This is a genomic window from Planomonospora sp. ID67723, assembly GCF_015711605.1.
In the GTDB taxonomy this organism is placed as follows: Bacteria; Actinomycetota; Actinomycetes; order Streptosporangiales; family Streptosporangiaceae; genus Planomonospora_A.
Genome location: NZ_JABTEZ010000005.1, coordinates 647,414 through 668,201, shown reverse-complemented (window position 1 = coordinate 668,201; position 20,788 = coordinate 647,414). Strand labels below are relative to the sequence as shown.

The window sequence follows — 20,788 nt, the reverse complement described above, 5'->3', positions numbered from 1 at the left end:
ACCGTCCACGCCGGCGGGCGCCCCGCCGGCCCGCGCGCCCTCCCGGCCTCCGCGCCACGCACGCGGAGCCCGCTCACAGGAGAACCCATGAGAGTCCTCGGCTTCGGCGACAACATCGTCGACCGGTTCGTCGACCGCGGCATCGACTACCCGGGCGGCAACAGCGTGAACGTCGCCGTCTACGCCCGCCGCCTGGGCCTCGAAGCCGCCTACCTGGGGGTCTTCGGCGACGACGAGCTCGGCCGCTTCCTGGGCGGGGCGATCGCCGCCGAAGGGGTCGCCGTGGACCGCTGCGTCGTGCGGGCCGGTGAGAGCGGTCTGTCCACCCTGCGCGTCGACGACGGCGACCGCGTCTTCCTCGGCTGGAACGGCGGCGGGGTCACGGTGCGGGAACCTCTCGCGCTCGACGGCGGGCTGCTCGCCTACGCGTCCTCCTTCGACCTGGTGCACTCGAGCGTGTACTCCCGCAGCGAGAGCGAACTGCCGAAGCTGGCAGGGCTCGGCCCGCTGGTGAGCTTCGACCTCTCCAGCGAGGAGGAGTTCCGCACCCCCTCCTATCTCGACCGGATCTGCCCGCACGCCGATCTGGTGCTGCTGTCGTGCTCGCACCTCGACGAGGCCGGCACGCGCGACCTGCTGACCGAGGCCGTACGGCGGGGCGCACGGATCGCGCTCGCCACCCGCGGTGTGGACGGGGCGATCGCCTACGACGGCCGCGTCACCGTCACCACCCCGGCACGCCGCGCGGAGGGCCGGCGGGAGATCGTCGACACGATGGGCTGCGGTGACGCCTTCCTCGCGGGTTTCGCGGTCTCACTGCTGCGTGACGGCTGGGCGCCGGGTGTCCCGTCGCGGCGCCGCATGATCGAGAGCGCGCTGCGCTCGGGGGCGGAGACGGCCTACGAGCAGTGCTTCGTCGAAGGCGCGTTCGGCCACGGCCGGCCCAGCGGGCAGCCCGCCGTGGCTAGCATGTGGCGAGCCTCCGAACACGAGGAATGAGAGAGGGACGCGATCCATGCCATCTGACCGGGGCGAGGCACCGGGGCGGCCGACGATCTCCGAGGTGGCCGCCGAGGCCGGCGTCGGCCGCGCGACCGCGGCCCGCACGCTCGGCGGGTACGGATACGTCAGCCCTGAGCTCCGGGAACGGGTGCTCGCGGCGGCCGAGAGGCTCGGCTACCGCGCGAACGCGCTCGCCCGCAGCATGTCGACGGGCGTGAGCCACACCCTCGGGGTGATCCTCGCCGACATCGGCAACCCCTTCTTCGCCGGAGTGATGCGCGGCATCTCCGACACCTCCCGGGCCCGGGGGTTCGACACGATCGTGCTGAGCACCTACGAGAACCTCGAGGAGGAGGTCGCGGCGGTGAACGTGCTCATCGACAAGCGCGTCGACGGCGTCATCGTCGCATCGACCGCGGTGGGCCGGGGAGAGGTCGCGCACATCCGGGCGGCCGTGGACCGGGGCGTCCCCGTCGTCCTCGTCGACCGGGCGGTCGCCTCGCTCGATCTCGACGCGGTCGTCATCGACAACCGTGACGCGGCGCGGGAGGCCGTCGAGACGCTCATCGCGGCCGGGCACCGCCGCATCGGGTTCGTGTGGGGACCGCCCTCGACGCAGGTGCCCGCGACCCGGCGGGAACTGCTGGCGGAGGCGTCCCGCAACCTGTGGACCGACGGGGAGCGCCTGCGCGGATACCTCGACGCGCTCGACGACGCCCGCATCCCCTTCGACCCCGAACTGGTGATGGTCGGCCGGAAGACCGAGGAGCGGGTGACCCAGGAGGTCGCCCGCATGCTCGCCCTCCCCGACCGGATAACCGCGCTGTTCTGCACCGAGACCGAGGCGGTGACGGGGGCCCTGCGGGCGCTGCGGGCGGCGGGGCTCGCCTACCCGCGCGACGTCGCGCTGATCGGCTTCGACGACAGCGCGTGGGCGGCGGTCATGGATCCGCCCCTGACGATGATCGAACAACCCGTGCACCAGCTCGGTGCGAAAGCGGCCGAGGTGCTCCTCGACACCATCGGCGGGGCCGAGCCCCGCGGGGAGATGCACACGCTCCGCTCGCGTCTCGTCATGCGCTCCTCGGTCGCCCCGCCGCCCGCTTCCTGACCGCCCCGGGGACCGGCGCATCCCGGGCACCGCGCGCTTCGCCGCCTGTGATCGGCGGGATTCCCGATCCCGCCGGATCCGGGGGGTGCCGCTTACCCGGACGCGGCCGGGGAAGCAGGAACGCGCCGCGATCGCAACGGCGGGAAAGGCGGGAGAGGAATGGCGCACGACGAGTTGATCGACCTGGAGAAGCAGGGCTGGCAGGCCCTCTCCTCCACGCCCGAGGCGGCCACCGGGTTCTACGAGCGCGTCCTCGACCGCTCGGTCGTCATGCTCCTGCCCGGCGGAATGGTGCTCGACGACCGGGCCGCGATCGTGGCGTCCATGTCGGGGCGGCCGTGGTCCTCCTACGAGCTCCAGGACCTGAGGGTGTCGTGCCCCACGCACGACACCGGCCTGGTCACCTACGGCGTCCTCGCCCGGCGGGACGGCGACGCCCCGTACTCGGCGCTGATGAGCAGTCTGTACGTGCGCCGGCAGGACGGCTGGAAACTGACGTTCCACCAGCAGACCCCCCGCTGAGCCCGGTGGGTCCGGCGCGGCCCGGGGAGCGGGCGCCGCGGGGACGCCCGGCCGCCTCCGGTCGGCGCCGGACCCGCCGGCCGCCGGAGAGTGGATCACTTCGTGCGGTTGTCCCTCCAGCGGAAGGTGAGCAGGCACAGGACCAGGCCGCCGACGGTCCAGGCGGCGAGGACGAGGGCGGTCCTGCCGAGCTCGTAGCCGCCGGTGAGTTCCAGGACGGCGGCCTCCTCCCCGAGGAAGACCGAGCGCATGCCCTGGCAGAGCCACTTGAGGGGGAAGACGGCCGAGAGGTTGAGCAGCCAGTCGGGCAGGTCGGTGTGCGGGATGAACGCCCCGGAGATGAACTGCAGCACCACGAACGGCAGCGTGATGACGGCGGTCGCGCTGCGCGCCGAGCGGGGCACGCTGCTGGCGGCGATGCCGAGCATCGTCATGGCGGCCAGGCCCAGGACGAAGACCCAGGTGAAGGTCAGCCACGGACCGATCGCGGAGGGCAGCTCCAGCTCGAAGAAGGCGACGCCGATGCCGAGCAGGATGGCGATCTGGATGACGGCCACGATGAGCACGCTGCCCACCTTGCCGATGAAGTAGGCGCTCGGCGGCATCGGGGTGGCGGCCAGCCGCCGCAGACCGCCCAGGTCGCGCTCGACGGCGATCGAGATGCCGAGGTTCTGGAAGCTGACGGCCATGATGCCGGTGCCGATCAGCCCGGCCGCGTAGACCTGCGAGACCGTCACGTCGAGCCCCCGGTACCGGGTGGTGAAGATCGAGGCCAGAATGATCAGCATCACGACGGCGATGGAGAAGACGAAGGCGATCTGGTCCTTCTCCCGGAAGAACATCCGTGTCTCCAGGCCGGTGCGCACCAGCCCGAGCCGCAGGGCCCGGCCCGGCTCGAAGCGGGCGAACCGGGCGGGCGCAGGCCGCGTCGGCCGCTCATCCGTCACGGGAGGCAGGGTGACGTGCTCACTCATCGTCGGCTCCGATCAGCTTCAGGTAGACGTCTTCGAGGGTGGGCCGGGTGACGGTGAGCCCGGTGACCTCCCCCGACTCCGCGTACAGGTCGGCGACGGCCTTGGCCGGGGTGTCGGTCTCGATCGTGTGCAGGCCGTCCTCGCCCACCCACTGGACGGTGCTGACCGCGGTGGCCCGGCCGCCGAGCGTCTTGGGCGAGCCCTCAGCGACGATCTTTCCTCGGGCGATGACGGCGATCCGTCCGGCGAGCGTCTCGACCTCGTCCAGGTAGTGGCTGGTGAGCAGGATCGTGGTGCCCTCGGCGGCGAGGCCGCGGATGAGGTCGGCGAACCTGCGCCGGGCCTCGGGGTCGAGGCCGGTGGTCGGTTCGTCGAGGAACAGCAGATCGGGGTCTCCGATGATGCCGAGTGCGACGTCGAGCCTGCGGCGCTGGCCGCCGGACAGGGCGTGCACCCGCTTGCGCGCCTGCTCGACCAGCCCGACCTGCTCGATGACCCGGCCGGGATCGCGCGGATGCTGGTAGTAGTGCGCGAAGTTCCCGATGAGCTCGGCGACGGTCAGCTCGGGGGTGTCGGCGGTGCTCTGCCACACGACGCCGATCCGGTCCCGCCACGAGTTGGGAGCCTTCCCGGGGTCCACGCCGAGCACGTCGACCTCGCCCGAGTCGCGGTCGCGGTAGCCCTCCAGGATCTCCACGGTCGTCGTCTTGCCGGCGCCGTTCGGTCCCAGCAGGCCGAACACCTCGCCCTGCTGGATGTCGAGGTCGATGCCGTCGACGGCGACGACGCCGCCGTAGCGCTTGTGCAGCCCTCTCACCCGCACAGCCGTCATGATTGCTCTCCTCTCGATAGGTCGGATGTCACGAGCCGCGCGTCTCCGCCGTGCCACCAGGCGACCACCGTGTCGAGCAGCGCCTGGCAGCCCAGGACGAGCTGGCGGTCGGGGGTGTGCTCGGCCGGGGCGTGGCTGATCCCGCCCGTGCTCGGCACGAAGAGCATGGCGGTGGGGACGTGCCCGCTGAGCACCCCGGCGTCGTGACCGGCGAAGCTCACCATGCTCGTCACCGGTACGCCGAGGCCGCGGCACGCCTTGCCGAGCAGGCCGCGCAGCCCGGGGTCGAACCGGGACTCCGGTTTGCGCGACAGCGGCGTCACGGTGGCCGCGCACAGCTCGTCCCGCGCGACGGCCTCGGCGTGCCCGGCCAGTCGTGCGGCGGCCAGGTCGAGGGCGGCGCGGGTGGCCGCGCGGAATTCGACGACCAGCCGCGCCTCGCCGGGCACGACGTTCGGGGCGCCGGGCAGCACGTCGACGCAGCCCACGTTGGCCGCCATGCCGGGATCGGTCGCGGCGGCGATGTCCCGGACGGCGACCAGGACGCGGGCGGCGGCCCGGGCGGCGTCGGCGCGCCGGGCCATCGGAGTCGTTCCCGCGTGGTTGGTCTCACCGGTGAGGACGACGGTGTGCCGGTCGATGCCGACGATGCCGTCGACCACGGCCAGGTCGATCCCGGCCTGCTCCATCCGGGGGCCCTGCTCGATGTGCGGTTCGAGGAAGGCGGCGATGTCGGCGATGTGGTCACCGGCGCAGAACGCGGTGGAGCCGACGAGACCTCCGTCGGAGGTGGGGGAGGCGCCCTCCTCGTCCCAGAAGCTGACGATCTCCAGTGCGCGGGCGGCCGGGTGGTCGTTCTCGCGCAGAGTGCGCAGCACTTCCAGCGCGGCCAGCACGCCGTACGCGCCGTCGAGGCGGCCCCCGCCGGGGACGGTGTCGGTGTGCGACCCGGCGAGCAGCCACGGGCCGGTGCCGCCGGGGACCCGGCCGAAGACGTTGCCGGTGGTGTCTCGCCAGGTGAGGCAGCCCGCCCCGGCGATGCGCGCGCCCAGCCAGTCGCGGGCGGCCAGGTCGGCGGGCGACCCGGCCACCCGGTCGACGCCGCCGTCCGGCCGGCCGCCGATCGCCGCCAGCCGCGCGATGTCGGCGAGCAGCCGCTCGCCGCGCACGGCCACGCCGGCCCCGGCGCGGCCGCCGGGGCGGTCGTCACCGCCCGCGGTCACCACCCGGCACCGCCCGCCGCCCGCTCCAGCACGGCCATGGCGCTGTACAGCTTGTTCTCTGCCTGCTCGAAGGCGACGCTGCGGGGGCCGTCCAGCACCCCGGCGGACACCTCCTCTCCCCGGTGGGCCGGCAGGTCGTGCAGGAAGAGGGCGTCCGGGTAGCGGTCCATCAGCGTCTCGTCCACCTGGAAGGGCGCGAAGACCGCACGCCAGTCGGGGTCGGGCTTGGTGGTCCCGGTGGTCTGCCAGCGGGTGGTGTAGACGGCGTCGATCCGCTGCGGGAGCTGGGCCATGTCGTGCCGTTCGACGAGCAGGGCTCCGCCGACGGCGCCGTACTCCTTTGCCTTGAGCGCGATGGCGGGCGGCAGGCCGTAGCCGGGGGGCGTGCGCAGGTGCAGCTCGGTGCCCGGGTAGCGGGTGAGCGCGAGGGACAGCGCGGTCGCGGTGTTGTTGCCCTCGCCGACGTACAGGACGCGCAGGCCCGGGAGCGCGCCGAACCTGGCGCGCAGGGTGGTGAGGTCGGCGAGCGCCTGGGTGGGATGCTCCTCGGCGCTCATCGCGTTGACGACCGCCATCCGCCGCTGCGCGGCCAGCGCCGCCATCTCGGCGACGGGTCCGGCCGTCCGGACGACGAGGACGTCCAGCATGCCGCTGAGCACGCGGCCGGTGTCCTCGATCGTCTCGCCGGTGTTCAGCTGCAGGTCCCCGGGCCCGTAGGCGATGAGGCCTGCGCCGAGCCGGAGGGCGGCGCTGGAGAACGCCGTCCGGGTCCGGGTCGAGGTGCGGGTGAAGTAGACGCCCGCGACCCGGCCGCGCAGGGTGGCGGCGAGCGCCGGGTCGCCGGCCCTCACCTGGGCGGCGATGGCGCAGCCGCGCTCCACGAGGCGGTCGAGGTCGGCGGCGGTGAGATCGGCGAGGGTCAGCAGGTGCCGGGCGGTCCCGGGATGGTGCCGCGCGGGACGTGCCGGGACACCGTCAGCGGACGTCATGGGTGATCACCTCGTTGGCGATGCGGGCGAGCGTGTCGACGTAGGGGGGGTTGAACACGCCGCGGTGGGTGCAGCCGAGGCGTCTGACGGTGAGCCCGCCGCCCGCCAGCTCCCGCCAGCGGTCGAGGTAGACCGGGTACGGCTGGTGGCCGGTGACGCTGTGCCGGCCCCCGGCGCAGTCGTCGCTGGCCACCAGGACGACGGGCACGGGCAGGGGGGCGAACCGGTAGGCGGCGGTCGCCCGGTCGAGTGTCCGCCACAGGCTGAGCTCGGCGCCCAGCGCCGCGAAGTCGTCCCGGGAGGCTGTGACGCCGAGGTCGGACAGCAGCCGCCTGGCGCGGTAGCCGGTCACCCCGCGCGACAGCCGGTTCCCTCCCGGGTCGCGCAGCAGCGCTTCGAGCAGGTCGAAGGTCTCCTCGCCGACGTCGCTGCCGGGGATGTCGGACATCGGGTCGATCAGTGTGAGCCGGGCGGGCGGGCGGCCCAGCGCGGTCAGCCGGGCGGCCATCTCCCACGCGATCACGCTGCCCGACGACCAGGCGAGCAGGTGGTGGCGCTGCGCGGCGGGCAGCTGCGCGACGTAGTGCCCGGCCAGCGTCCCGATGTCGGCTGCCGGTTCCAGGCCCGGTACGGCGAACGCCGCCACCGGCGTCTCCACCCGCTCGGCCAGCGGGAGGTACCAGTGCGAGCTGCCCCCGGCGGGGTGGACGGCGATCAGCGGCTCGCGGGTGCCGCCGCGCAGCCAGAACAGCGACGCCTGATCGCCGCCCGCGGTGTCGATGCGGTGGCCGATCGCGCGTACGGTGCGGAGTTCGAGGATGTCGGCGGCGCGCAGCGGGAGGCCGCGTTCGGCGGCCAGGCCCACCACGCGGAGCATGAGCAGCGAGTGGCCGCCCAGGTCGAAGAAGTCGTCTTCGGCGTCGATCTCCTCCCGGCCGAACGCCGCGCGCCAGATCTCGGCGATGCCGATCTCGGTCGGGGTGGCGGGCGGGCGGGGTTCGCGGGTGCGGGCGGGCGGCCCGGCCGCAGGCAGCGCGGCCCGGTCGAGTTTGCCTCCCGCGGTCACCGGCACGGCGGCGATCTCCACGATCCTCCACGGCACCAGCGGCGCGGGCACCCGTTCACGCAACCACGCGAGCAGGCCGTCCTCGGCGAACGGCTGTTCCCCCGGTACGGCGTACGCCACCAGCCGGCCGTCCGACGGGATCACCACGGCCTCGCGGACGGCCGGGTGGGCGGCCAGGACGGAGGCGGTCTCGCCGGGCTCCACGCGGTGGCCGCGGATCTTGACCTGGTCGTCGAGCCGGCCGAGGAGGTCGAGGTCGCCGGAGTCCAGGACGCGGCCCGCGTCGCCGGAGCGGTACATGCGCGAGCCGGGCGGGCCGTACGGGTCGGGAACGAACCGCTCGGCGGTGAGCGCGGGGCGGCCTCGGTAGCCGCGGGCCACGCCGGTTCCGGCGATCATGACCTCGCCGCGCACGCCGGCCGGTCTCGGCTCGAACCACCGGTCCAGGACGCGGACCTCGGCTCCGGGCATCGCCCGGCCGACCGGTACCCGCTCCCCCGCCAGGTCGGCTTGCGGGTCCACCGGGTGGACCGTGCAGGCGACGGTGGCCTCCGTGGGACCGTACTCGTTGACGACCGTCGTGCCCGGGGCGACGGCCAGCCAGCGGCGGGCCAGCGCGGTCGTCAGGGTCTCGCCGCCGACGATCCAGGTCCCCGCCACGTCCCGGGCGGGTGGCGCGGTGTCCCGCGGCCAGGTGCGGGAGAGCACGTCCAGGTGGGACGGGGTCAGTTTGACGAAGCCGTACGGGCCGCCGTCCCCGATCAACCGGCCGAGGTCGGCCGGGTCGGCGTGCTCGGACGGCAGATGGACGTGGCCGCCGGTCATCAGCGGCGCGAACAGCGCGGTGACCGCGAGGTCGTAGGCGGCCGAGGCGAACAGCGGCGAGCTGCCGCGCCCCGCGGCGTGCCGGAGGTATCCGGACAGGTTGCGGTGGGTGACCTCCACCCCCTTGGGGCGGCCGGTCGATCCCGAGGTGTAGACGATGTAGGCGAGGGTGTCGGGATCGACCGCGGCGGGCCGGACGGCGGGCGCGTCCGCCCAGTCGGCCGGGGTGATCACGGTGACGTCCGGCGGCACCGCGCCGGGGATGTCGGTGACGAGGATCGCGGCGCGGGCGTCGGCCAGCAGGTCGGTGATCCGGCGAGCCGGCCAGGAAGGGTCCAGCGGGAGGTAGGCGGCACCGCTGTACCAGACGCCGAGCAGCGCGGCGATCAGCTCCGGCCCCCGGGCCAGCCGTACCCCGACGACGTGTTCCGGCCCCGCTCCGGCCTCGGCCAGCCGCCCGGCCGCCTGCCGCGCCAGCCGGTCGAGCTCCCCGAAGGGGAGGGGCAGATCGGCGCCGGTCACGGCCACGGCGCCCGGCGCCTCTCCGGCCCGGGCCGCGATCGTCTCCGGCACCGAGAGCCGTCCCGGCGAGGCGCCGGCCGGGTGGGCGGCGGCCCCGGGGAGCTTCGCGGAGGTGGGCAGGGCGAGGGCGTCGCCGGTGGGCAGGGCGAGGGCGTCGCCGGTGGGGTCGGCGGCCATGGCGTCGATGACCAGGCGGTACATCTCGGCCAGGCGGGCGGCGGAGCGCCGGCTGATGGCGCGGCGGTGGGTGGTCAGGGTCAGGGTGCCGCCGAGGGTGACGACCACCAGGGGGAACTCGTTGTCCCCCTCGCCGACGCTCTCCGTGAGGTCGACGACCTCGGCGTCCACGACGTGGAAGTCGAGGTAGTTGAAGAATGCGGGCAGCAGGTCTCCCCCGCCGCCCCAGCGCCGGCGCATCTCGGGCAGCGGGAAGCGCCGGTGCGGCCACAACGCGACCTCGGTGGCGAAGACCTCCCGGACGAGGTCGCGCCAGGTGCTCGCGCGCAGCTCGAACGGGAACGGCACCATGTTCAGGAACATCCCGGTCACCCGGTCGGCCCCGGCGGCCTCCGGGCGGGCGTCGCACAGCAGCCCGGTGTGGAAGGCCGCGTCCCCGGTGAACGTGCTGAGCACCTTCAGATGCGCCGCGAGCAGCACGCTCTTGAGCGGCACCCCGGCGGCCGAGGCCAGCCGCAGCAGCCCCTCGTACGCGCCGAGAAGGTCGATGTGGACCCTGTCGATCTCGCCGGCCGCGGCGGGGTCGCCCCAGTCGTCCGGTACGGCCCAGCGCTCGTGCCGGCCGAGCACGTCCGCCCAATACGCCTGGTCCTCCGGCGAGTCGAGCGCGGCCAGCTCGGCGGCCACGAAGTCGGCGTGCCGTACGGCGGCCGGACCGGGAACGGCGGGCGGGAGTCCTCGGGCGGCGGCGCGGTAGTCGTCGACCAGCTCCATCAGGAGCCGGTGGTGGCTCCAGCCTTCGACGATGACGTGGTGGAGCGTCGTCCACAGCCGCCAGCGGTCGTCCGCCTCGATCTGAACGTGCAGCCGCATCAGCGGAGCCGTGGCCAGATCGAAGAAGTGGTCGCGCTCGGCGGCCACCCGCCGGTCGACCGCCGCCGCGATCTCCTCCGGGGTGCGCCCCCGGAGGTCCTCGACCTGGATCGGGAGCTCGGCGTCGTGCCGGACGATCTGGATCGGGACCGAGTAGGCGGCCAGGTCGACGCAGGTGCGCAGGTTCTCGTGCCGCCGGACGGCCGTGGCGGCGGCCGCACGCAGGGCGTCCTCGTCGAAAGGCCGGTCGTCCCGGACGACGAACCCGAAGACGTCGTGGTAGTACCCCCGCTCCGGATGCAGGAGCGTCTGGTAGACCATTCCGGCCTGGATCTGCGACAACGGGTAGGCGTCGGCGGTACCGGCCGGGAGCCTGTCCACGTCGGCGGCGGGCAGCAGCGCGAACGGCGCGACCGGCGGGGCCTGCTCGGCGGCCGGGCGCTCGTCGGCGAGCGCCGCCAGCCGGGCCGGCGTCCGGCGTTCGAACAGGTCCCGCACGCTCACGTCGAACCCGGCCGCCCGGAGGTCCCCCACGAGCGCGACCGCGCGCAGCGAGTCTCCCCCCATCTCGAAGAAGTCCTCGTCGACGCCGACGCCCGTGCCGGATCCGGCACGCCCCAGGGCCCGGGACCAGCCCTCGATCATCAGCGCCTCGGTCCGCGTCCGGGGGGCGCCCGGGGGCGCGGCCGACGCCTCCACGGGGCCGGCGTCGGGCAGGGCCCGCCGGTCGATCTTGCCGTTCGGTGTGAGGGGCAGCCCGTCCACCCGGACGCAGATGCCGGGAACCATGTACGCGGGCAGCGACCCGGCGCAGTGCGCCCGCAGCCCGGCGGCGTCGAGCACGGCGCCGGAGCCGTCCGCGGTCACGTACGCCACCAGGCGGCCGTCGCGGACGGCGACCGCCGCTTCGCGGACGGCGGGGTGGCGGATCAGGACGGATTCGACCTCTCCGGGCTCGATGCGGTGGCCGCGCAGGGTGATCTGGTCGTCGAGCCGGCCGAGGAACTCCAGGGTGCCGTCGGCGCGGGTCCTGGCCCGGTCGCCGGAGCAGTACACGCGCGAACCGGGCGGGCCGTACGGATCGGGGACGAACCGCTCGGCGGTCAGGGCGGGACGGCCGAGATAACCGCGGGCGACGCCCCCGCCGCCTATGCGGATCTCTCCCGCGACGCCGGGCGGGGCCGGGTCGCCGTAGCAGTCGAAGACGACCGCGCTGAGGTCGTCCAGAGGGCGGCCGATGCGGCTGCCCTCCCCGTCCTCGACCGCTTCGACGCGATGGGCCGTGGCGTGGACGGTGGTCTCGGTGATGCCGTACATGTTGACGAGCTCGGGACCGCCCGGGCCGAACCTGTCGAACCACGGCGCGAGCGAGGCGGTGACGAGGCGTTCACCGCCGAAGACGACGAGGCGGAGCGCGAGCCCGGCCAGCCTGGGGTCGTCCCGCCCCGCGGCGGACACCAGCCCGGAGAAGGCGGACGGCGTCTGGTTGAGCACGGTGACGCGTTCGGCGCACAGCAGGTCGAGAAACTCGTCCGGCGACCGCGAGACATCGTGGGGGACGAGGACGACCCGGCCGCCGGCCGCCAGCGCACCCCAGATCTCCCACACCGAGAAGTCGAATGCCGCCGAGTGGAAGCACGTCCACACGTCGTCCGCGCCGAACCGGAACCCCGGCCGGGTCGCCGCGAGCAGCCGGGCCAGGTTCCGGTGCGTGACCGCGACCCCCTTCGGCCGCCCGGTCGACCCCGACGTGTAGATCACGTAAGCGAGCCCGTCCAGGTCGGTGTCCCGGGGCGGCGGTCCGGGCCGGGCCGCCGCCTGCCCTCCCGTCCCTTCCTCCCGCCCGCCGGACAGCAGCAGCCGCACACCGCCGGGATCCCCGGCCGGGCCCGCGGTCGCCCCCCCGAAACGTCCGGCCAGGCCGGCGTCCGTGATGAGGACGGTCGCGCCGGAGTCCGCGAGGATGTCGCGGAGGCGGGCGTCCGGGTGGGCCGGGTCGAGAGGGACGTAGGCGCCGCCCGCCTTCCAGACGGCCAGGTGCGCGGGCACGAGGCCGGGGCCGCGCGGCAGGCAGACGGCCACCCGCTGCTCCGGTCCCACCCCGGCCTCCTTCAGCCGCCACGCGAGCCGGTCGGCCTCCCGGTCGAGATCGGCGTATGTCAGCGCGACCCGGCCGTCGCCCGCACCGGACGCGGAGGAGGCCCGGGGGCCGGACCCCGCCTCGCGCCCGGCCGCCGGCCCCGCGGGGACCGCGTCGGCCCACGCGGTCAGGGCGACGCTTCCGGGACGCGACCGGGCCCGGCGCTCTATCCGGTCGACGACCGCTTCCACGCCCGCCCACGCCTCCGGAGGGGCGATCACCGGATCGCCCGGGCCGGTGAGGGCGAGCGCCGAGATCGGGCGGGCGGGGCCGGCGGCCACCGCGTCCAGGACGCGGCGCAGGTGGACGACGAGGCGTTCGGCCGTCTCGCGGTCGAACAGCGCGGTCGCGTAGTCGAGCACGCCGGACAGGCCGCCGGCCGCGGTCTCCTCGAAGTGCAGGTTGAGGTCGAACTTGGCGACCGCGCCGCGCGTCAGCAGCGTCTCGGCGGTCAGCACGCCGTAGTCGCCCTCGCCGGACTCCTCGTTGTGCAGGCCGAACATCACCTGGAAGAGCGGGTTGCGCGACATGTCGCGGTCGGGCTCGAGGTCGTCGACGAGCCGTTCGAACGGCAGTTCCTGATGGTCGAGCGCGTCGAGCACGGCCGTCCTGGTCTGGCCGAGCAGCACGGCGAACGACGGGTCGCCGCGCCAGGTCCCCCGGATGACCAGCGTGTTCACCGTGAACCCGATCATCCTTTCCAGCTCGGGCAGCGTACGGCCGGCGACCGGGGTGCCGACCGCGATGTCCCGCTGGCCGGTGTGTCGCGACAGCAGGATCTGGAACGCGGTGAGCAGCACCATGAACAGGGTCGCCTGGTGGTCGCGGCCGACCTGGCGCAGCCGTTCGGTGAGGCCGGGCGGCACGGTGAACTCCACCTTCGCACCCGCCCAGTCCCGTACGGCGGGCCGCGGCCGGTCGGTGGGCAGGTCGAGGGCGGGCAGCCCGGCCAGCCGGGCGTGCCAGTAGGCCAGCTCGCGGTCGAGCAGCGGCCCTCCCGCGAGGCGTTCGCGCTGCCAGACGGCGTAGTCGCCGTACTGGACGGGAAGCGGCGGCAGGGCACCGGCCGGGTCGGCCTCACCGAGGGCGTACCCCAGGTAGAGGGTGGGCCACTCCGCGTCGATGACACCGAGCGACCAGCCGTCGAAGGCGATGTGATGGTAGACGGTGATCATAACGTGGTCGCCGGGGCCGAGGGTGCCGAGCCAGACGCGTACCGGCCACTCCCGGTCGAGTGCGAACGGCGTGCCCGCCTCACGCTCGAACACCTCCAGGGCCGCCGCGAGCCGCCCTTCCTCGGGCAGCCCGGTCAGGTCGGCCTCCCGTACGGTGAGGGGCGCCGCCTCGTCGACGACCTGCGCGGGCGTGCCGTCCACGACGACGTAGCGGGTCCGCAGGATCTCGTGCCGGGCCACCGTGGCGTCCCAGGCGCGCCGGACGGCGGCGGTGTCCAGGGCGCCGCGCAGCCGCATGGCCATCGGCACGAGGTACTCGGGGCTGTCCGGGTCGAGCTGGTGCAGCAGCCACAGCCGCAGCTGCCCGAAGGACAGCGGCAGCGGGCCCGAACGGTCCGCGGCGGGGATGCCCCGCCGTCGCCGCCTGGCGCCGGCGAGCCGCCGCCTGATCAGGTCCTCCCGCAACGCGGCGGTGTCCCGCGCGGGCCCCTCCGCGGCGGCGTGCACGGGATCGGGGATGCTCATGCCTGCTCCTCGCCGTAAGCGAGCAGCTCGGCGCGGGTCATCTGCTGGATCTCGGCGCGCACGGCGGCCTCGACCGCGGCGGAGAGGGCGGCGACCGTCGGTCCGGCGAAGAACGTGCGGAAGGGGACGTCGACGTCGAAGCTGTCGCGGATGCTGCCGATCATCCGGATGGCGCTGACCGAGTCGCCTCCCGCGGCGAAGAAGTCGTCGTGCACGCCGGGCGGGTCTCCGCCCAGGACCTCGGTCCACAGCTCGGCGACGATCTCCTCGGTCTCCGTGTCCGGGGCCCGGTACTCGGCGGCCCGGACGGGGTCGGGGTCGGGCAGCGCGGCCGTGTCGAGCTTGCCGTGCGGGGTCAGCGGAAGGGCTTCCAGCGTGACGAACGCGGCGGGCACCATGTACTCGGGCAGTTTCCCCCTGCAGTGCGCGAGCAGTTCTCCGAAGGTCGTCTCCCCCGCCACGTACGCGACCAGCCGGACCCCGCCGGGCTGCTCGCGCGGCACGACGGCGGCGTCCCGGACCCGCGGGTGGTCGCGGAGCACGGCGGCGATCTCGCCCGGTTCGATGCGGTAGCCGCGGATCTTGACCTGGTCGTCGATCCGGCCGCGGAACTCCAGCACGCCGCCGGAGAGCACGGCGAGGTCGCCCGTCCGGTAGAGGCGTCCGCCGCCGGGCGCGGGCACGAAGCGTTCCGCGGTCAGCCCCGGGCGGCCCAGGTAGCCGCGGGCGAGGTGCGGCCCGGCGATGCACAGTTCGCCCTCGATCCCCGGAGGGACCGGCTGCAGTTCCTCGTCCACGACGTGGGCGACGACCCCGGGGATCGGCGTCCCCACCGGGACGACTCCGTCGGCCGGATCCGCCGGGTGGCCCACCGGGTGGCGCAGGCAGCCGACGGTCGCCTCGGTCGGACCGTACTCGTTCACGATCGGCGTGCTCGCGTCGAGCTCCCGCCACGACCGCACGTGGGCGTACGGCAGCGCCTGTCCGCCCGCGACGAGCAGCCCGGCCAGCCGCGCGGCGTCGGCGGGGCCGAGCTGGTGGCAGAGCAGCTCCAGGTGGGACGGGGTGAGGTCGATGAACGCGTGCGGCGCGGTGTCGGCGAGCGCCCGGCCGAGGGCGGCCAGGTCGAGATCGTCGGGCAGCATCGTGACCCGCCTGCCGGTGACGAGCGGCGGGTACAGCGCCGGCACCGAGATGTCGAACGCGACCGACAGGAACAGCGGCACGCCGCCGTCACCCCGCAGGTAGGCCGCCGCGTGCTCGGTGTACCCGGCGAGCGACCCGTGGCTGACCATGACCCCCTTGGGCCGCCCTGTCGAACCGGACGTGTAGATCACGTATGCGAGCGAGTCCGGGTCGAGCGGCCTCCGGCCACCGGTGATCGGTCCCCCGGCGCCGGCCTCCGTCCCCGGGTCCTGTCCGGCGCCTGTTTCTGTGCCTGTTTCTGGGCCCGCCACGATGCCGGGCATCGAGACGACGTCCAGGCCGGGCGTGCCCGTGAGGTCGTCGGTGATCGGCTCGGCCAGGACGACGGCCGCGCCCGCGTCGGCGAGCATCAGTCTCCGGCGCTCGACCGGGAAGGCCGGATCGAGCGGCACGTACGCGGCGCCCGCCTTCCAGCAGCCGAGCATGGCGGGCAGCAGGTGCTCGTGACGCAGCAGGTTGACGCCGACGACGGTCTCCGGTCCGGCCCCGCGCCCGCGCAGCACGCGGGCGACCCGCTCGGCGCGGGCGTCCAGCTCGGCGTACGTGGTCGTGCCGCCGCTGAAGGCGACGGCGGTGGCGGCCGGTGTCGCACGGACCTGGGCCTCGAAGGCGTCGAGCACGAGTGGCGCGTCCGGCTCGGGCCGTCCCTCGACCACGCTGGCCTCGTCGAAGACGTCCGCCAGGGCGACCTTCGTCGCGGGGTCGGCGGCGACGAGTTCGAGCAGGCGGACGTAGCGGGCGGCCATCCCGGCGACGGTCGAGCGGTCGAAGATCTGGGTGGCGAACTCCAGGCGGCCGAGCAGCGTCCCGTCGGCCGCGTCCTCCACGTAGCCGCTGAGATCGAACTTGGCGACCGGCGAGTCCGGCACGACCTGGGTGGCGGCCAGCTCGTCCAGGCCGACCCGGAGCGAGTCGTCGGTCTGGGAGCCGAACATGACGTCGAACAGGGGCATCCTGGACGGGTCGCGTTCGGGCTGCAGTTCCTCGACGAGCTGCTCGAACGGCAGGTCCTGGTTGTCGAGCGCGCCCAGCACCGCCGTCCTGGTCAGGCCGACGAGCGTGTGGAAGTCGGCGTCCGGCCGCCATTTCGTACGGACGACGAGGGTGTTGACGAGGAAACCGACCATCCGATCGACCTCGGGTCGCGTGCGACCGCAGACGACCGTGCCGACGACCACGTCGCGGGTGCCGCAGTAACGGCCGATCAGCGCCTGGAAGGCGGCCAGCAGCACCATGTACAGGGTGGCGTCGTGCTCCTTGGCGATCGCCCGGAGGCGCTCGGCGACGTCGGCCCGGACGTGGAACGGAACCGTGCCGCCGGTGCCGCCGCGCATCGGCGGCCGCGGCCGGTCCAGCGGCAGCCGCAGCCGGGGCAGGCCGTCGAGCCGGTCCCGCCAGTAGCCGAGGATCTGCTCGCGCAGCTCGCCGGTGAGCCGCTCGCGCTGCCAGACGGCGTAGTCGGCGTACTGGACGGGCAGCTCGGGCAGGTCGGCGGGGACCCCGGCGGCGAGGGCGGTGTAGACGGTGCCGAACTCCTCGCCCAGGACACCGTTGGACCAGGCGTCGCAGGCGATGTGGTGCAGCACGACGACGAGCAGGTGGTCGCCTCCGGGGAGGCGGGCCAGCCGGACGCGCACCGGCCACTCGCGGTCGAGCGCGAACGGCGCCCCGGACGCCTCCTCCGCCCACCGCAGGGCGGCGTCCTCGGTCAGCTCGCGGAACTCGAAGTCGACCGCGCCGGTGTCGTCGACGACCTGCATCGGCTCGTCGCCGACCACGACGTACCGGGTCCGGAGGGCCTCGTGCCGGTCGACGAGGGCCTGCCACGCGCCGCGCACCAGCTCGGGGTCGAGTGACGGCGGCATCCGCATCACGGTGGGCACCAGGTACTCGCCGCTGTCGGGATCGAGCCGCTCCAGCACCCACAGCCTGCGCTGCCCGAACGACAGCGGCAGCGGGCCGCCGCGCGGCACGCGCGGGATCGCCGCCCGGCGTCCCGAGCGGATGCCGGCCAGTCTGGCCTGGACCAGTTCCTCACGGAGGATGTCTGTCACGAGGACCTGCCTCTCTGCCGCTGCGCCTCGTCCGCGACCTCGGCGTCGGTGAGCCCGGCGACCTCCGCGCGGATCGCCTCCTCCACCGCGTGGGCGAGCCCGGCGACGGTGGGATGTTCGAACACGGTCCGGAACGCCAGGTCCACCTCGAAGACCTCCTGCAGCCTGGCCAGCAGCCGGACCGCGAGAATGGAGTGGCCGCCGAGCCGGAAGAAGTCGTCGTGCACCCCGAACTCGTCGGTGCCGAGCAGTTCGGCCCAGACCTCGGCGAGCAGGTGCTCCGCGGCGGTGGCCGGGGGCGTGCGGACCGCGGTGACGGCCGGCGCCGGCAACGCCCCCTTGTCGACCTTCCCGTTGGCGGTCAGCGGGACGGCACCGATCGTCACCACCCGCCAGGGCACGAGCTGCCCCGGCACCCTCTCCCGCAGCCACCCGATCAGCTCGTCCTCGTCCACCGCCCGCCCGCCCGCGCCGCCGGCGTCCGCCTCCGCCACGGGTACGGCGTAGCCCACGAGGCGGCCGTCGGCGGGGACGACGACGGCTTCGGCGACGGCCGGGTGGGCGGCCAGGACGGCGGCGACCTCGCCGGGCTCCACACGATGGCCGCGGATCTTCACCTGGTCGTCCACCCGGCCGAGCAGGTCCAGGTCACCGGAGTCCAGGACGCGGCCGAGGTCGCCGCTGCGGTACATGCGCGACCCGGGCGGGCCGAAGGGATCCGGGACGAAGCGCTCGGCGGTCGGCCCCGGCCTGCCCCGGTAGCCGCGGGCGACACCCGCGCCGCCGATCATGACCTCGCCCGGCGTGCCCGCCGGGCAGGGGTCGAGCCAGGGGTCGAGGACGTACACGGCCGCTCCCGCGATCGTCCGCCCGACCGGGACGCGCGGCTCCGCGGCCGGTGCCCGGGAGCCCTCCGCCGGGGAGGGCGCCGTCCGGCCGGCCGCGTCCCGGGAGCGGGGATTCCCGGCTCCGGCGGTGTGGGCGGTGCAGGCGACGGTCGTCTCCGTCGGGCCGTACTCGTTGACGATCCGGGTCCGCCCACCCGCGTCCGGCCAGCGTCCGGCCAATGACGCCGGCAGGACCTCGCCGCCGACCACCACGTGCGCCGTCTCCGGAACCGCGCCCGGGCGGGAGGAGAGCATCGCCTCCAGATGTCCCGGCGTCATCTTCACGAACCCGTACGGCCCCGACTGCGCCAGCAGCCGCCCGAGCCCGGCCAGGTCGAGGTCGGGCGGGAGCACGCACACCCGCCCCCCGGCCACGAGCGGCGCGAACAACGCGGTGACCGCCATGTCGTAGGCCGCCGACGAGAACACCGCCGACCCGCGGGCCGCATCGTATCGCCGCGCCGCGTCCAGCAGGTACGCCCCCAGCGCCCGATGCGGCACCTCCACCCCCTTCGGCGCCCCGGTCGAGCCCGACGTGTAGATCACATATGCGACGGAGTCGGGATCGACGGCGGCCGGTTCGGCTTCCGCCGCGTGCGCGCAGCCGGCCAGGGTGAGGACGGTGACGCCGGGCGGGCCGTCCACGCCGGAATCGGTGAGCAGGACGCGGCTTCCGGCGTCGGCCAGGAGCCCGGCCCGGCGCAGCGCGGGCCAGCCGGGTTCGAGCGGGAGGTAGGCCGCGCCCGCGTACCAGACGCCGAGGAGCGCGGCGAGCAGCCCGGGACCGCGTTCGACGCACACGCCGACGACGTCCTCCGGACCGGCCCCCGACTCCCGCAGCCGCGCGGCGACCCGCCGGGCGGCCCGGTCGAGCTCGCCGTACGTGAGGTTCCCGGTGCCCGGTCCGGCCACCGGTCCGGCCACCGGGCCCGACACGGCCACGGCGTCGGGCGTCCGGCGGGCGTGCGCGGCGATCGCCTCCGGGACGGAGGTCCGGGGATCCGGCAGCGCGTCCGTGAAGGCCGCCGGGTCGGCGGCGAGGACGGCGGGCGTCTCCGCCGGGACCGCGAGCCGGGAGAGCGGGGCGGCCGGGTCGACGGCGATCTCGTCCAGCAGCCCCAGGAACCTGCCGGTCAGCCGCTCGACCGTCCCCCGGTCGAAGATCGCGGTGCCGTACTCGAAGATTCCGGTCAGCGCGTCGCCGTACTCGTCGAGGTGCAGGTTGAGGTCGAACTTGGCGACCCCGCCGTCCAGCACGACGGGTGTGGCGGAGGGCGAAGGCCCGGGCCCGGAGCCGCCCTGCCGGAGGTCGCCCGGACCGGCGGACGCCGCCCCCGGCTCCGCCGGACCGCTGTCCGCGGCCGGAGTCCACATCGCTCGGGTGGAGGCGTGGTCGAGGGCGTACATGACGTCGAAGAGGGGAGTGCGGGACAGGTCGCGGTCGGGGGACAGGTCCTCGACGAGGGTCTCGAAGGGCACGTCCTGGTGGGCCAGCGCCTCGGTGACCGTCCGGCGGGCGGACTCCAGGACGTCGGTGAAGGCGGGGTCGCCGCTCAAGTCGCCGCGCAGGACGAGGGTGTTGACGGTGCAGCCGACGAGGTTCGCCAGGCCGGGGTGGTCGCGCCCGGCGACGGGGGTGCCGAGCGGGATGTCGCGGGCGCCGGTGTGGCGGGCGAGCAGCACCTGGAAGGCGGCCAGCAGCGTGACGAACATCGTCGTCCCGTGCTCGCGGGCGATCCCGCGCAGGGCGGCGGCCGTGCGGCCGGGCACCGCGAACGGCACGGCGTCGCCCGCCCAGTCGCGCGTCCTCGGCCGAGGCCGATCCCCGGCGAGCGGCAGCGGTTCCATCCCCGCGAGCCGCCTGCGCCAGTAGGCGAGCGACTCCTCCCGGACCCGGCCGTCCTGCCAGGCGGCGTAGTCGGCGTACTGGAGCGGCTCGGGCAGGCCGCCTCCGGGACCGCTCGCGGAGAGGGCGGTGAACTCGGTCTCCAGAAGCCGGGCGGACCAGCCGTCGCAGGCGATGTGGTGGAGGACGGCGACCATCAGATGGTCGTCCTCGGCGATTCGGACCAGTCGCACCCGGATCGGCCATTCCCGGGCCAGGTCGAACGGCCGCCGCGCGGCCTCCGTCGCGGCGGGCAGCCACCCCTCCTCCCCGGACGGCCCCCCGGCGAGGTCGAACGCGATCGGGCCGGGCGGGTCGATGATCTGGCGGGGTTCGCCGCCGACGACCGCGTAGCGGGTGCGGAGGATCTCGTGGCGGGCGGTGATCCGCTGCCACACGTCGCGCACGCCCTCCGGCCGGAGCGGACCGCGGAGCCGTACCGCGATGGGGACGAGGTATTCGGGACTCGCCGGGTTGAGCCGGTCGAGGAGCCACAGACGTCGCTGGGCGGCCGACAGCGGAAGCGGGCCGTCGCGGCGGACGGCCGGGACGAGGTCGGGCACGGCGCCGCCGGCGGTCATCCCGTCCACCAGGCGGGCGACGCCCTCGACGGTCGGCCGGTCGAAGACCTCGCGCATCGGCAGCACGACTCCGAAGACCTCGCGCAGCCGCGCGACCATCCGGACGACCGTGATCGAGTGGCCGCCGAGCGTGAAGAAGTCGTCGGTGACGCCGGGCGCGGTGCCGAGCATGGCCGCCCACACCTCGGCGACCCGCCGCTCGGTCTCCGTCCTCGGCGG

At 74.7% G+C, this 20,788-nt stretch carries 10 protein-coding genes (1 of these 10 only partly in view); 3 read left to right on the top strand and 7 right to left on the bottom strand.

Features of this window, described 5'->3' with window-relative positions; translation table 11 throughout:
* Positions 1–87: 87 nt before the first annotated feature.
* The 3 genes from HS041_RS33725 to HS041_RS33715 all read left to right on the top strand — a co-directional run bounded on the left by HS041_RS33725 (position 88) and on the right by HS041_RS33715 (position 2,635).
* Entirely contained in the window at positions 88–999 is a 912-nt protein-coding gene (locus tag HS041_RS33725; protein ID WP_196444894.1) for a PfkB family carbohydrate kinase, read from the top strand.
* A gap of 16 nt (positions 1,000–1,015) precedes the next feature.
* A complete protein-coding gene (locus HS041_RS33720) occupies positions 1,016–2,113 on the top strand; it encodes a LacI family DNA-binding transcriptional regulator (RefSeq protein ID WP_196444893.1) in 1,098 nt (365 codons plus the stop codon).
* Positions 2,114–2,272: 159 nt separating this feature from the next.
* Positions 2,273–2,635, top strand: a complete 363-nt coding sequence (locus HS041_RS33715; RefSeq protein ID WP_196444892.1) for a nuclear transport factor 2 family protein — start codon at positions 2,273–2,275, stop codon at positions 2,633–2,635.
* A gap of 95 nt (positions 2,636–2,730) precedes the next feature.
* On the opposite strand, the gene HS041_RS33710 is transcribed toward HS041_RS33715, so the two are convergent.
* The 7 genes in view from HS041_RS33710 to HS041_RS33680 are tightly spaced (each overlapping or abutting the next) and all read right to left on the bottom strand, a layout consistent with a single transcriptional unit that may run on beyond the window.
* Positions 2,731–3,609 (bottom strand): ABC transporter permease, encoded by an 879-nt coding sequence (locus tag HS041_RS33710; RefSeq protein WP_196444891.1) that lies wholly within the window; start codon positions 3,607–3,609, stop codon positions 2,731–2,733.
* Positions 3,602–4,441, bottom strand: coding sequence for an ABC transporter ATP-binding protein (locus HS041_RS33705; protein ID WP_196444890.1), 840 nt, complete (start codon positions 4,439–4,441; stop codon positions 3,602–3,604). The genes HS041_RS33710 and HS041_RS33705 overlap by 8 nt, the downstream gene beginning before the upstream one ends.
* Entirely contained in the window at positions 4,438–5,664 is a 1,227-nt protein-coding gene (locus tag HS041_RS33700) for a Zn-dependent hydrolase (RefSeq protein WP_196444889.1), read from the bottom strand. Before HS041_RS33700 ends, HS041_RS33705 begins: the two co-directional genes overlap by 4 nt.
* On the bottom strand, positions 5,661–6,653 hold the full coding sequence (locus HS041_RS33695; RefSeq protein ID WP_196444888.1) for an ornithine carbamoyltransferase: 993 nt from the start codon (positions 6,651–6,653) through the stop codon (positions 5,661–5,663). The genes HS041_RS33700 and HS041_RS33695 overlap by 4 nt, the downstream gene beginning before the upstream one ends.
* Positions 6,640–13,956, bottom strand: a complete 7,317-nt coding sequence (locus HS041_RS33690) for a non-ribosomal peptide synthetase (RefSeq protein WP_196444887.1) — start codon at positions 13,954–13,956, stop codon at positions 6,640–6,642. The genes HS041_RS33695 and HS041_RS33690 overlap by 14 nt, the downstream gene beginning before the upstream one ends.
* Positions 13,953–17,216: a non-ribosomal peptide synthetase gene (locus HS041_RS33685; protein ID WP_196444886.1), complete on the bottom strand. Its 3,264-nt coding sequence runs from the start codon at positions 17,214–17,216 to the stop codon at positions 13,953–13,955. The genes HS041_RS33690 and HS041_RS33685 overlap by 4 nt, the downstream gene beginning before the upstream one ends.
* Positions 17,213–20,788, bottom strand: the end of a protein-coding gene (locus HS041_RS33680; protein WP_196444885.1) for a non-ribosomal peptide synthetase. Its footprint extends 6,342 nt past the window's final position; 3,576 of the gene's 9,918 nt are visible here — the last part of the coding sequence; its start codon lies beyond the right edge, outside the window; the stop codon is at positions 17,213–17,215. The genes HS041_RS33685 and HS041_RS33680 overlap by 4 nt, the downstream gene beginning before the upstream one ends.

Coding starts and splice junctions, on each gene's coding strand:
- HS041_RS33715 (WP_196444892.1), top strand. CDS start 2,273: ATGGCGCACGACGAGTTGATCGACCTGGAGAAGCAGGGCTGGCAGGCC.
- HS041_RS33720 (WP_196444893.1), top strand. CDS start 1,016: ATGCCATCTGACCGGGGCGAGGCACCGGGGCGGCCGACGATCTCCGAG.
- HS041_RS33710 (WP_196444891.1), bottom strand. CDS start 3,609: ATGAGTGAGCACGTCACCCTGCCTCCCGTGACGGATGAGCGGCCGACG.
- HS041_RS33705 (WP_196444890.1), bottom strand. CDS start 4,441: ATGACGGCTGTGCGGGTGAGAGGGCTGCACAAGCGCTACGGCGGCGTC.
- HS041_RS33695 (WP_196444888.1), bottom strand. CDS start 6,653: ATGACGTCCGCTGACGGTGTCCCGGCACGTCCCGCGCGGCACCATCCC.
- HS041_RS33690 (WP_196444887.1), bottom strand. CDS start 13,956: ATGAGCATCCCCGATCCCGTGCACGCCGCCGCGGAGGGGCCCGCGCGG.
- HS041_RS33725 (WP_196444894.1), top strand. CDS start 88: ATGAGAGTCCTCGGCTTCGGCGACAACATCGTCGACCGGTTCGTCGAC.